The 13,200-nt window shown below is 38.6% G+C and carries 13 protein-coding genes; 8 read left to right on the top strand and 5 right to left on the bottom strand.

Annotation, left to right across the window (positions count from 1 at the left end; all coding sequences use genetic code 11):
• Positions 1–110 precede the first annotated feature (110 nt).
• From recA to DK207_RS02770, 3 genes are all read right to left on the bottom strand, one after another.
• The gene (gene recA, locus DK207_RS02780; RefSeq protein ID WP_109439884.1) at positions 111–1,154 is read right to left on the bottom strand and encodes a recombinase RecA; all 1,044 of its coding nucleotides are present in this window, start codon (positions 1,152–1,154) and stop codon (positions 111–113) included.
• A gap of 171 nt (positions 1,155–1,325) precedes the next feature.
• Positions 1,326–1,754, bottom strand: a complete 429-nt coding sequence (locus DK207_RS02775) for an RNA-binding S4 domain-containing protein (RefSeq protein WP_109439883.1) — start codon at positions 1,752–1,754, stop codon at positions 1,326–1,328.
• Positions 1,738–2,439 (bottom strand): HAD-IA family hydrolase, encoded by a 702-nt coding sequence (locus tag DK207_RS02770; protein ID WP_109439882.1) that lies wholly within the window; start codon positions 2,437–2,439, stop codon positions 1,738–1,740. The genes DK207_RS02775 and DK207_RS02770 overlap by 17 nt, the downstream gene beginning before the upstream one ends.
• An 11-nt stretch (positions 2,440–2,450) precedes the next feature.
• Here DK207_RS02770 and DK207_RS02765 point away from each other — a divergent pair, with 11 nt between their 5' ends.
• The 4 genes from DK207_RS02765 (at position 2,451) to DK207_RS02750 (ending at position 8,394) form a co-directional block, all read left to right on the top strand.
• Positions 2,451–3,308 (top strand): 3'(2'),5'-bisphosphate nucleotidase CysQ family protein, encoded by an 858-nt coding sequence (locus DK207_RS02765; protein WP_109439881.1) that lies wholly within the window; start codon positions 2,451–2,453, stop codon positions 3,306–3,308.
• Between the two features lie 53 nt (positions 3,309–3,361).
• Positions 3,362–4,099: a histidine phosphatase family protein gene (locus DK207_RS02760; protein ID WP_109439880.1), complete on the top strand. Its 738-nt coding sequence runs from the start codon at positions 3,362–3,364 to the stop codon at positions 4,097–4,099.
• Between the two features lie 160 nt (positions 4,100–4,259).
• Positions 4,260–6,953 carry a M66 family metalloprotease gene (locus DK207_RS02755; protein ID WP_109439879.1) on the top strand — a complete coding sequence of 898 codons (2,694 nt, stop codon included), beginning with the start codon at positions 4,260–4,262 and terminating at the stop codon, positions 6,951–6,953.
• 169 nt (positions 6,954–7,122) lie between these two features.
• Complete coding sequence (locus DK207_RS02750) at positions 7,123–8,394, top strand: hypothetical protein (RefSeq protein ID WP_109439878.1); 1,272 nt, start codon at positions 7,123–7,125, stop codon at positions 8,392–8,394.
• Between the two features lie 93 nt (positions 8,395–8,487).
• On the opposite strand, the gene rpsT is transcribed toward DK207_RS02750, so the two are convergent.
• Positions 8,488–8,754 (bottom strand): 30S ribosomal protein S20, encoded by a 267-nt coding sequence (rpsT, locus tag DK207_RS02745; protein ID WP_004639414.1) that lies wholly within the window; start codon positions 8,752–8,754, stop codon positions 8,488–8,490.
• Between the two features lie 213 nt (positions 8,755–8,967).
• Here rpsT and DK207_RS02740 point away from each other — a divergent pair, with 213 nt between their 5' ends.
• From DK207_RS02740 to DK207_RS02725, 4 genes are all read left to right on the top strand, one after another.
• Entirely contained in the window at positions 8,968–9,633 is a 666-nt protein-coding gene (locus DK207_RS02740; RefSeq protein ID WP_109439877.1) for an NAD(P)H-binding protein, read from the top strand.
• 12 nt (positions 9,634–9,645) lie between these two features.
• The gene (gene rraA / locus DK207_RS02735) at positions 9,646–10,158 is read left to right on the top strand and encodes a ribonuclease E activity regulator RraA (protein WP_109439876.1); all 513 of its coding nucleotides are present in this window, start codon (positions 9,646–9,648) and stop codon (positions 10,156–10,158) included.
• A gap of 12 nt (positions 10,159–10,170) precedes the next feature.
• Complete coding sequence (locus DK207_RS02730) at positions 10,171–10,956, top strand: glutathione S-transferase N-terminal domain-containing protein (protein WP_109439875.1); 786 nt, start codon at positions 10,171–10,173, stop codon at positions 10,954–10,956.
• 114 nt (positions 10,957–11,070) lie between these two features.
• On the top strand, positions 11,071–11,424 hold the full coding sequence (locus DK207_RS02725) for a hypothetical protein (protein WP_109439874.1): 354 nt from the start codon (positions 11,071–11,073) through the stop codon (positions 11,422–11,424).
• A gap of 71 nt (positions 11,425–11,495) precedes the next feature.
• Here DK207_RS02725 and DK207_RS02720 read toward each other — a convergent pair whose 3' ends face one another.
• Positions 11,496–13,022 (bottom strand): acetyl-CoA C-acetyltransferase, encoded by a 1,527-nt coding sequence (locus DK207_RS02720; RefSeq protein ID WP_109439993.1) that lies wholly within the window; start codon positions 13,020–13,022, stop codon positions 11,496–11,498.
• Positions 13,023–13,200 lie beyond the last annotated feature (178 nt).

Raw genomic sequence — 13,200 nt, 5'->3', positions numbered from 1 at the left:
TTATTCAGTGATCGTTTATCTAAGGCTATTCGTGATTTATTGGGATGAAGATTAAACTGATACTTGTGATTCAAGTAGATAAAAAGAAAACGCCCCGAAGGGCGTCTAGTTTAGCTTTCTAGAAAGTCGAGTTCTTCTTCTTCCACAGCCGCGGTTTCATTGGTGTTCTTCGTTAGAAGTTGTTCACGAATGAGTTTTTCAATTTCTTGCGCCATTTGTGGGTTTTCTTCAAAATGACGAATAACATTGTTTTTACCTTGTCCAATTTTATTGCCTTGATAAGAGTACCAAGCACCCGCTTTTTGAACAATATCTTGTTGAACCGCGAGGTCAACCAGTTCACCTAGTTGATTTGTACCTTTACCATACATGATTTGGAACACGGCTTCCTTGAAAGGCGGCGCCATTTTATTTTTAACAACTTTAACACGCGTTTCATTACCAGTGATTTCATCACCTTCTTTCACGGCACCAATACGACGGATGTCTAAACGTACAGATGCGTAGAATTTAAGCGCATTACCACCTGTTGTCGTTTCAGGGCTACCAAACATCACGCCAATCTTCATACGGATTTGGTTGATGAAGATCACCATACAGTTCGAGCGTTTAGCATTACCTGTAATTTTACGGAGTGCCTGACTCATTAACCGCGCCTGTAGACCCATGTGTGAATCACCCATTTCACCTTCAATTTCAGCTTTAGGCGTGAGGGCTGCAACAGAGTCGACAACGATAAGGTCAATTGCACCAGAACGAACCAGCATATCTGCAATCTCTAATGCTTGTTCGCCATTATCAGGTTGTGAAACCAACAAGTTGTCAATATCTACGCCTAATTTACGTGCATATTCAGGGTCTAAGGCATGTTCTGCATCGATAAATGCACACGTACCGCCAGTTTTCTGGCATTGAGCTATGGCTTGCAAAGTCATCGTGGTTTTACCAGAAGATTCTGGTCCATAGATCTCGATGATACGTCCTTTAGGTAAACCACCAATACCAAGCGCAATATCGAGTGTTAGAGAACCTGTTGATACTGCTTCAACTGCTTGTACGGTGTTATCACCCAAGCGCATGACTGTATTTTTACCAAATTGTTTTTCAATTTGGCTTAAAGCGGCTTGTAACGCTTTACTTTTATTATCATCCATCTCAAAACCTCAAAACTTTATATTCTTAACGACTAACCCAAGTGGATGTACTGGATCTCAACTTGTTGGGACTTGGGTATAGTGGCAGATTCTCGTTATTAATTCCACATCTGATCTATGTCTGTACGACACAAAATGACGCATCCAAATTGAGAAAATATCAATCCCATCTTATTCATCATGATAAGACCATGACTGAGCATTTTCATGTTTAAAACGATTGATATCACGACGATCTTTTTTACTTGGTCGGTGATCTGGTCGCGCTAGATTATGCAACTTTCGCTGTGATGCATGCAACTCTCTGCGTTCAATACTTTCTGCTGTTTCTTCATAAAGTTGTTGTGCAATTGGCGCACCACCACGAACAGATGAGAGTGCTTTGACAATGACGGTTTTTTTCTCAAAACCCTGTTGGATAGTAAGTTGCATACCCACACGTACATCTCGGGAAACTTTTACACGTTCATTATCGTGATGGACTTTTCCACCTTCGATAGCTGCTTTGGCAATAGAGCGTGTTTTAAAAAAACGTGCTGCCCATAGCCATTTATCAATGCGCATGGCGTCCATGCTTTCTGCTTCATGCTGTTTTGGCATCTGTTACCTGTGTGTTGGGTTCAAGATAATCAAGGAGTTCTGTGAGATGATCAAGAGCAGGATAATGAAGTTCTGTTGCTAGACGAGCAGGCTTGCTACTCGAAGGTTGTAAAATGCTGTATAACTGTGTGATTCCAAATTTTTCAGCACCTTTTAATACGGCAACCGTATCATCGACAAAAATGGCATGTTCTGGATCGAATGGATGTCGCTGTTGCAATGCCTTCCAGAAATTAACATCTTCTTTTGCAAAACCCAATTCTTCACTACTGATCATAATTTCAAAATATGGGCTGAGTGCTATATTTTCAAGTTTCAGTTGTAAACCTGCACGATCCGCATTGGTCAATAACCAACAACGATATCCCAGCACATTCAATTGTTTTAACAATTCATGGCAACCAGAACGTGCTTTAATTTTTTCTTGATGTTTATATTGTAATTGCAGGGTATCAACACCAACTTTGGTCGTCCAATACGTCGAAGAATACCAAGATAGTGTATGCTTATGTTGTTGGTAAAATTGAAATAGAGTTTGTTGACTTTGTGCCAAACTGCATTGATGAACTCGCGCATGTTGTTCTGGCAGACAATCGTTCCAGATAAAATCATCAAAAGCTAAATCAAGTAATGTGCCATCCATGTCAAACATGATGATTGGCTGCTGTAAATCTGAATATGACATAAGGTTAATCTATGTTTGTTAAAACGCTTGCCCCACAAGATCACTTTATTTTGCAACTTGTTCCAGTTATGGCGCAGGCTAGTCAAATATTACTGGAAGAATATCAAAATTATTGTGCGGGCGGTGAGTTTAATATTCAGGAAAAAATTGATGATTCGCCAGTGACGCAAGCTGATTTAAAAGTAAATCGTTTTATAATCAAGCAACTCACCGAACTTACGCCTGATTTACCAGTGTTGTCTGAAGAAAGTGATTATTCAGCCCGTAAAGAATGGCAACGTTGCTGGATGCTTGATCCATTGGACGGGACAAAAGAGTTTATCCATGAGCGTGATGAGTTTACGATCAATTTAAGTTTGATTGAAAATCACGAAACCACTTTTGCTATTATTGCCGTGCCGTGTGAACAAGTGATGTATATTGGCTATCGTTCACAATTACCTTATAAATATAGTTTTAGCAGACAAGAATGGTCTCAATACCAGATTGAATTACATTCTTTGACCACACCGGTCCAGATTGGGCTAAGTCACAATAGTAAAAATCCTAAATACAAAAACTTTATCGAACCCATCTTGCAGAACCGGGAAGTAATACGACGTGAAGCTGGTAGTGCTTATAAATTTTGTATGATGCTTGAAGGGGAGATTGATATATATCCACGCTTTCACCCTACTTCGGAGTGGGACACCAGCTCAGGACAAGCATTTCTGGAAAGTATTGGTGGCGGTTTAATGACATTAGAAGGAAAACCATTTCAATACAATCAGCGGGAAACGGTATTAAACAAGGGTTTCATTGCATTTAAAGATCAAGACTATAAAACAATTGCTTATGATGCATTGCGCCTATCTGGTATTTTAGATTGAGTGTTAAGCTGCTCATGGTATAGTGAGTTAAGTTTTCATTTTAACGATTGAATATGGCCTTACATTTATTACCCAAAAGCATGTTTGAAGCAATTGATTTACTTCCTGATGCTTCGACGCCTGTAACGCTATTTACGCGTCATTCCTTGCGTGAATTGGTGAATGGGAAAGGGTTGGCAGGCTATGATTTGCAATTAACAGAACAAGGACGTGAACTGGCTTATGCTTGGGGGCAATATTTAATAAAGAATACCGATCGAGCGATTCAACATTGTATTTCGAGTCCGATTCAGCGATGTGTGGATACCGCTGCGTTGATGATAGAAGGGGCAGATGTGGTCCATAAGATGGTAAATACCCACACCATTGAGATCGTTGAACAGCGTTTATTGGTAGAGCCAGGTAGTTTCGTGCTTGATATTCAGCAAGCGGCGCCCTATTTCCGCAAACAAGGCGCATTAGGCTTTATCAATAGTTTTGTGAATAATGCCTTACCTGGAATGAAGCACCCAATTACAGGTGTTTTTGATGTATTGGAATTGTTGTATCACACTCATCCTACCCATCAGAATGGTTTAAGTTTAGCCGTCAGCCATGACACTATACTGGCTGCAATTATTGCTGTGATTTCTGGCAAGAACCAAATTGAACAAGCAGATTGGCCAGATATGATGGAAGGTTTATTTGTATGGTTTGAAGGAGAAGATTTTGCAAATAGCAAACTTAAATGGATTTGGCGCGGTCAAAGAGAAGAGTTGTTGATCAAGCATTTTCAAGATCCTTTATCTTAAATAAAGCCTTCCTTTTTAAAATTAGATTTTATCCACTTTAGCTTTCCCCAAAGATTAATATTGGTTTATATTATTATAAATATATGATTTTTATAAATTAACTAAATCACATAATTTGTTTTTAACGATAAATTATCGTGTTTATATTTGGGGAAATGTGATGCAATTACGTCTGAAGTATTTAGCAGTTTGTCTGCTGCCTGCTACTTTATTTGCCTGTGGTGGAGGTGGGGGAAGTGAAGATAGCAATAAAAAAAGTGAGAATATAACCACAACACCTCCTGTCGTAAATAAGTATCCTGAACCAACAAAAGATGTGGTCGATGATTCTATTATTGGTTTCTATGATTATGATAAATCTGAGCAGACACGTGTATTAAGAAATGATTTAAACGGAGATTTCATGGCGATGGTGCAATTCGCACAAAGTCATGTGGTGAATCCGAACAATAATGAAAAAGATTGGATGCCGAGGCTTACAGCTGAAAAAGAGGCTCTTTTGTTGGTTACACCTTTGGCAGATATGGGAGAAGTCCAAGCTTTACAAGCAGAGATCTATCAGGGTGAGAAACGTATAAGAACAATAGATTTAGTTGAACCGACACAAATGCCTGCATCAGATCAATCTAACGCCGATGCTCGCCCAAGCGTGAGTTATTCTAAACGAGCATGGAGTGCCGCGTTAAAGTGGGATGAAATTCGTGCAGATTTACATATTCGAATTATAGATCCGATAAATAAGCGTACAGGGGATTTGCTAGCTGAAAAGATTGATCTGGCTGCTCCCGGTGAATTAGTGCTTCATAATATTCGACTGGGATTGCTCACTGAGCCACCTAAATCAACAGGTCACTATATGTTATTAGAACCTGAAAAAGCTGGAACTGATTATTTTCAAACGATTCCAGCTGCACGTATGGTGATCGCCAAATATGATGACTTAAAGTTGGATAAGGTGATGGTTGCAAGCGGTGTTGTTTATGACGCAGCAAGTAACACCACAGGTGATGTGTATAGTGGCGATATGCGTGAAAACACAGCTAAATCTACTTTTGGTGTCGGTATTAATCTCGCTAACTGGGGGATAACCAGCGCATCAATGGCAAGTCAGGAACAACCTCAGCTTACACAAAGTGTAATTGCCCATCATGCCCGTGGTAAATATAGCAATGGTGAGGTCACGCATGGTTTGAGTGGTGGAAATGGCATGCTGACCTTGATTGATTCGATTGGTAACGAATTCAGTCATGAGATCGGGCATCATTATGGCTTGGGGCATTATCCAGGTTCAGTGGATGACAATATGTTTTGGGCAGCGCATCATGCAGATAGTGGGTGGGGTTATATCGCTTTTAGAAATAAGATGCGTGGCAATTTAAATTGGACGTCCACAAAATTATCTGATGGGAAAAATGGTGTTCCAAACTTTTTAAATCAATATGCTTATGGTTGGGATGCAATGTCAGGCGGAGCCAGTGCAAGTAGTATCTCAAAATATACGCATTATACTGGCTATAGTACCTATTCAAAGATTCAACCTGCCTTTGATCGTCATGTTTGGGATGAGTCTTCTTTAACAGGTTATAAAAAATGGAATGCGACAACACGACAAATGGAGGTATCACAGCCCAAGATTCCTTCCTCTAAAAATGTTTGGTACAACAGTTCGGATGGAAATTATTTGAAACCAAGGTTGTTTGGTGTTCCTGTTTATACGATTTTGGGTGGTTATGATCCAGTTAACCAAGTTGGATTAATTTATCCGGCAGCTAGAGGTAATTGGGGAAATGTATTTAATTTACCTCAAGTTGATACTTCTGCTAAATCGGCAAATTGTTGGTTAAATGTTCAGTTTTCTAAAAGTGTTCAAAATATAGCTTTAGCGCCCCAGCGCGTGAATGCAGGAAGTAATGCAAATAAATTTCACATTAATCTTGCACAAGCTGATTCACCACAACATGTGAAATTGTTCTGTAGAAAAGCAGATGAAGACGCGGTACTACTCTCGAGTATGACTATACCAGCGTATGGGGCTCCATCAACATCCCATGTGGAAATTGGTAAACAGGCAGGCTATTCGGCGCTTAGAGCAATCGAGCTACCTCAGCTTGAACAGGCTTTACTTGCCAATAAAGGTCGAGTGGTGATGACGCTTTCGGCTGAGTCAAAGTTATTGCTTGAAACCTATCAACCATTTATCGGTCAATTATCTGCTGATGCTCAGAAGGAAATGCTTCGTTATAATCAACAACACGCGAAAATGTATCGCTTGAATCGTTGGATGAATGTTTATTCTTCAGACTTGCATAAGGGTGAGCCAGAGGCTGTACAGGCCTTCAATGGATTCGTTGAGAAACTTGGCTTAACCCATGATTTCGAACTCGGTTCAGCAGCTTCATTGATGAATAGAACCCACTGCCTCAAAGCTGAGCGATTGGAAAACGGAGCGCTAAATGCATATATTAGTGGTGCTGTAGGCTGTTTAGGAGATGATTCTGAAAAATGGATCTATGATGCAAATGGGAAAATTCATAATAAGAAATATATAGATCAATGCTTAACGACAAGTGCTGGAAATGTTATTAATTTATTGCCGTGCGGTAACTTAGCAAATCAGATTTGGACCGTCGATGTTGCTGCTCAAGCGATTAAGCAATCAAACCAATGCTTCGATTTGGAAGGTGGTTATTTAACCAATAATCGAGCACGTCTGATTCGATATGCATGTACTGGCGGCGCCAATCAAAAATGGACAACTCCATTGGTGAATAATAGCTTAATACTTGCTGAGTTATCTGCGAGGAATTTAGTACTAGCGGGGTCGCTATTGAGCAAAGATGGATTAAAAAATTAGAAATGTCTTACTTCCCCCATTTAGGTTGGGTGTAATCATCGTGCACAGGATCTATTTAGCTATAAATAGATCCTGTTTAGAAACTTAAAAAATTATTTTTAAAAAAACAAAAAATTCGTCATTATATAAACATAAAAAAGATAAATTAGACACATAACTGGATAAAAACATGTCATCAAACACGATTTATTTGTGGGAACCTGAAATATTTACAGGTAAAGTTCCTACAGAAGATGATTCCTATCAAGTGGCATTCGAATTACATCAACAGTATTGCCATACGCCGAGTCATGGCAAAACATTGCTGACATGGTTAGATTATATTGCAGATAAAATAAGTGATCCTCAATATCAATATTTCTTTCCAGTACAAATTCAACAATGGTTAGATCAAGTCAAACAGCAGTTTTCTAAAAACTTATGTGCGATTATGCAGATCGATGGATTAATGCAAGATACTCAAAAAGATGCGATATATCGTGTTTTTTATGAAGCTGTACATGAGACTGGTGTTGGGTTTTATGAACCTAATTTTAATATTTGGGCAATTGGTGAGTTGCAATCACCCGATAATGCTGTTGAGCACCTGCTACAACCTTATTTATTAGAACCATTAGATTTGCAAAGTCTAAAACTTGAACAAACACAGCCATTGGGTGCTTGGCAAACGCCTGATTTTCACATTCCACATAACATGGCAGCAGCTGAGCAATTGATGTGTCAGTGGTTTGAGCAGCAGACCTATGCTAAAGATTTAAACCTTGATGTTTTTAATATTGCGCATGATTATATTTCGAATTGGGGCAATATAGGACGACCAGAATTAGCTTTGGATACGGGTTATCGCTGTTTTCTGTTAACTCAAAAACAAGTTGGCGTTTTTTATCAGTTAAAAATGGTACTTAGAAAACTAACGGTAAGTCCGATGCTATCTTTTGCAATGGATTTTACAGATCGTTTTATTTCCCAGTATTTGCAAGAACAGTTATCTGAACGTTTAATTTTCCGTTTAAGATCTATGGACATTTATCATTATTCAGAAGATAAAGGGCGCTCAGATCTATGTTTTTCCTTGATAGGACGTTGGGATACAGTTTCGGATATTCAAGATTTTCTTAAAAACTTAGATGCCTATATTAATTTTATTTTTTTCCATTTAGGGCAAGGACGGTTAGAGGCATTACAGGCTTGGGCTTATGGGGATATGCCTACAGGTTTGATGATCGATATGGATTTTCGCTTTGAATTGATGATGTTTGCATTAAGTTTGGATGAAGAATACTTAATCGAGCGCTATCAAGAATATAAAGAAAGATTTACGCAAAGCAATGCACGTGCGCATGATTTAGGTTTGTTGGAAGAGAGTTATAATTTTTGTCAAAAGCTCATGAAAATTGTAGAAAGTGAAGGTACAGCCTTAAAACCTTATGTCAGAGGGTAATAGATATCAAATTAGGTTTCTAATCAAGCATCGTTTACTAAAATTGAAGCAATAAAAAAGTCCGATAATTCGGACCTTTTTATATGCAGCAAATTAGTTAGCTAATGCTTTAATTTGAGCATTTAAGCGGCTCTTGTGACGAGCAGCTTTGTTTTTGTGGATGATGCCTTTATCAGCCATACGGTCGATTACAGGAACAGCTGTTTTATAAGCTTCTGAAGCAACAGCATAATCACCAGCAGCGATCGCGTTTACTGTACGTTTGATGTAAGTACGAACCATAGAACGCAAGCTTGCGTTGTGTTTACGTGCTTTAACGTTTTGACGAGCACGTTTTTTAGCTTGAGCAGAGTTTGCCACTCGTGCACTCCTTGAAAATAAGTTGGTCTGGGCGGGCTGAAGTTAAAACCAATACAATATTAGCAACATTCACCAGCCCGTAAACAAGTGCCATATTTTGAGGAAACTATGCCGCGAAGTCAAGTCTTGTCATGTTTTTAAGTGCATTTAACAGGTGATAATCTTACAAGAAAACGTTACATTAATCTCAATGATCAATTGGAAGAACTATAAATGAGCAAAGCAGATAAAAAAGCAATTATTATTGGTGCAACTGGCTTAGTTGGTCAGGCATTGGTCAGCGAATTACAGCAGTCAGATAGTTTCGAAACTATAACGGTTGTTGTAAGAAAAAAATCAGATACATTAGATAGTTATAGTAAAGTTAATCAGCTGGTGGTCGATGATTTCTTATTGTTGAATGATGAGGATGTGAATGCACATACCCATGCGTTTAGTTGTCTGGGAAGTACCATAAAAAAAGCAGGATCTAAAGAAGCTTTTTATGCGATTGACTATGAGATTAATGCTCATTTTGCAGATTTAATTCAGGATAAAAATATTCACTTTTTGATTGTGAGTGCTTTAGGAGCGAATGCAAATTCACCTGTTTTTTATAATAAAGTCAAAGGTGAGTTGGAAGATTATTTAAAAAGTTTATCAATTTTTAAGCTTTCTATATTTCAACCTTCACTTTTAATCGGTAAACGCAGTGATGTGCGTTTTTTAGAAGATATGGCACAGACGGCTTTTAAACTGATCGAAAAAAAATGGACGAAGCCGTTTAAATTTAAGCCTGTCACAGCCGAACAATTGGCGCATACTATGGTGGTTGCAGCACAAACACAATCGGCTGCATTTAAACTGTACGATAATTTAGCGATACAACAAACCCAATAATGGAGAGCTTTAATGACAACTGTACCTTTTGTAACGTGCGATTTGTTAGATGATAATCCTGAAAAAGACTTACAAGTGGTTATTCCTTCTTTAGATGGTAAATTCTTTAAAAGTTATGGTGCACGTAAAAGTTTTGGTGGTGAAGTTGTCACAGTTAAATGTTTTGAAGATAACTCTCGAGTGAAAGAGCTATTGGCAACAGAGGGTACTGGCAAGGTGCTTGTGGTAGATGGTGGAGCATCTATGCGTTGCGCATTGATGGGGGACATGATTGCTGAGTCTGCTGTAAAGAATCATTGGAATGGTGTAGTGATTTATGGGTGTGTACGTGATGTAGATGCACTCGCAGAACTTGATCTAGGTGTTCATGCATTGGCAGCAATTCCTCAAAAAAGTAATCGTAAGGGCATTGGTGAGGTTGACAGTACACTGTATTTTGGTGGTGTAACAATCAATTCTGGTGATTATATCTATGCAGATAATAACGGAATTGTGATTGCCAAAGAAAAGTTAGTCGACTGCTAAAAGGACAACAGTATGCTTAAAATGGTGAGCCATCAATTTAAGGTTTTACAATCAGTAGCTGCAACACTTATAGAAGGTGGGCGGGGTGTATCAGGAACACCATTTCCTCAACAGCCAACAAAGCCTTTAAAACTTTACGAATTCGAAGGTTCACCATTTTGCAGACGTGTACGCGAAGTTCTTACACTGTTGAATTTGGATGTTGAAATTTACCCTTGTCCGAAAGGTGGTGAAAAATATCGCCAAATCGTAAAGCAGCAAGGTGGAAAAATACAGTTCCCATTTTTAATTGATGAGAATACTGGTGATCAGTTATATGAATCACAAGATATTATTCATCACTTATTTAAGCATTATGGAAAAACGGGACAAACGCCAAAAAAATATAGTCGTTATCCGAAATTGCCTTATGTTTCGACTCTAGCTACCGTTGCAAATGCAGCTCGTGGTGTTTGGATTAATAAGAAAATTATTAATCGCCCAGCGCCTACACAACTCTTAGAATTATGGAGCTTTGAAGCGAGTCCTTATACACGTTTGGTTCGTGAAGTTCTTACTGAGTTGGAGTTACCTTATATTTTACACAATGTATCAAAAGAGCGTTGGCAAGATATGGGACCAGCCATTCTACGTTTAAAACCAGGGAAATATATTCCATTACCAAATGGTAAGCGTGAGAAGATTGTAGAAATCATGGGGCGTGATATTCAGGTTCCATATTTAGTTGATCCAAATACAGGTGTGAAAATGTTTGAATCAGCTAAAATTGTTGAGTATCTAAAGAAACAGTACGGATAACAAGCTTTGAAAAAAGCACCTTTAAGAAGGTGCTTTTTTGTGTCGTTTGGTTGTTGCATTCATAATTGTTTTGTAGGTTAAATACTTTAGTAAATATTGTGATGTGATCAACTCATGTTAAGTCAATTATCTAGTTTATTCAAAAGTTCAAAAGAGACACCAGAACAATTGTTTTTGAAAGAGCATGCTTTAGTCTTTGATAAGGAGCATGGCGCTATATTGAAGGGTGTAAAACTGAATGAACTGGGTTTTCGTCTGGAGTATTTTTCAAATCGAAAATTAGATCATTTTAATGATTTGGCAAAGTTGTTTGAAATCAGTCCACAGATAAATGAAAAAATCGATTTAGAAATTCATTCGCAACGTTTCGTTGAACGCTTAGGGAACACAGAACAAAATCTCAAAGAGTTGAAACAATCGATCAAAATTCTGAATGATTATTATGTGAAGTTTAAAAGAGCAAGATAAACTGAGAAGTTGTGTTGTATAAAGAAAAAAGCTGAATCAAATGATTCAGCTTTTTTGTGCAAATCTAGCAATTATTTTTCAATAATAGCTGTTACGCCTTGTCCACCAGCAGCACAGATCGAAACGAGGATACGACCTGAACCTTTTTCATTTAAGATTTTCGCAGCAGTTGCAATGATACGACCACCAGTAGCAGCGAATGGGTGACCAGCAGCTAAAGAAGAACCTTTAACGTTTAACTTGCTACGATCAATAGAACCTAAAGGTGCATCTAAACCTAAACGCTCTTTACAGAATTTCTCATCTTCCCAAGCTTTCAAAGTAGAAAGAACTTGTGAAGCAAATGCTTCGTGGATTTCATAGTAGTCGAAATCTTGAAGTTTAAGACCAGCACGCTCAAGCATACGTGGAACTGCATAAGCAGGCGCCATCAATAAGCCTTCTTTCTTACCAACGAAATCAACTGCAGCTGTTTCAGAGAAAGTTAAGTAAGCAAGAACTTCGTGACCATTTGCTTTAGCCCATTCTTCAGAAGCTAAAAGTACGCATGAAGCACCATCAGTAAGTGGAGTAGAGTTACCCGCTGTCATTGTTGCAGCTTCGCCTTTACCAAATACGGGTTTCAATTTTGCTAATTTCTCAGCTGTAGAGTCAGCACGTAAGTTGTTATCACGGTTTAAACCTAAGAATGGTGTGATTAAGTCATCGAAGAAACCTTCTTCGTATGCTTTCGCCATTTTTTGGTGAGAAGAAGCAGCTAAAGCGTCTTGATCTTCACGTGCAATACCCCACTCAAGTGCAGTAATCGCTTGGTGATCACCCATAGATAAACCAGTACGTGGTTCACCATTTTTAGGGGCATCCATAAGATCTTTAATATTAATTTTAGATAAAGCTTTTAAACGATCTTTACCAGTTTTAGCGATGTTCAGCTCAAGTAAAGCTTTACGCAAACCATCACCAAAAGCGATCGGAGCATCAGATGTTGTATCAACACCACCAGCAACACCTACTTCGATTTGACCTAATGCAATTTTGTTAGCAACTAAAAATGCTGCTTGCAAACCAGTACCACAAGCTTGTTGAATGTCATAAGCTGGTGTTTCAGGTGAAAGTTGAGTGTTTAAAACACACTCACGAGTCATGTTAAAGTCACGGCTATGTTTTAATACCGCACCAGCAACAACTTCACCTAAGCGTTGACCTTGTAGGTTGAAACGTTCAACCAAACCGTTTAACGCAGCAGTAAACATGTCAATGTTTGAAGCTGTGAAATATGCGCCGTTAGAGCGAGCGAAAGGAATACGGTTACCGCCGATAATGGCAACACGGCGTACAGTGTTTTGGCTCATGGTTTTATCCTGTTGAACAGAAGGTTTGGTTGTTTTAGCTGTAGCTGCTTTTGTAGTGGCAGAAGAAGCAGTGCTTTTCGAACTACGGACAGTAGCGCGAGTACGAGTCGTTTTAGGTGTCGTGCTTGCTGCTTTAGAGGTCGTGCCAGCAGTTTTACGTGTAGTAGAAGCTGCTTTTGATGTATTTGACACATTTTCTTCAGCAGAATTCTCGACTGCTGGATTTTCTTGAGTTGTTTTGCTCATAAGGCTTTTCCAAGCATAATTGCGATATTCTTGTAATAACAATACCATATTTAAAATACTGCTGTATTGACTAGAATGACGCTTTAGACCACATTCAGGTCAAGACATCGGAACATGAAGTCAAGTATGATTTATGACGAGTCAATCAAACATTGTTTTCATGTAATTTGATTAGCAT

Origin of the sequence: Acinetobacter haemolyticus (assembly GCF_900406815.1) — a bacterium.
Lineage (GTDB): Bacteria > Pseudomonadota > Gammaproteobacteria > Pseudomonadales > Moraxellaceae > Acinetobacter > Acinetobacter haemolyticus_A.
Note: the sequence above shows the minus strand (reverse complement) of the source record. Positions and strands in the feature narration are given on the sequence as shown.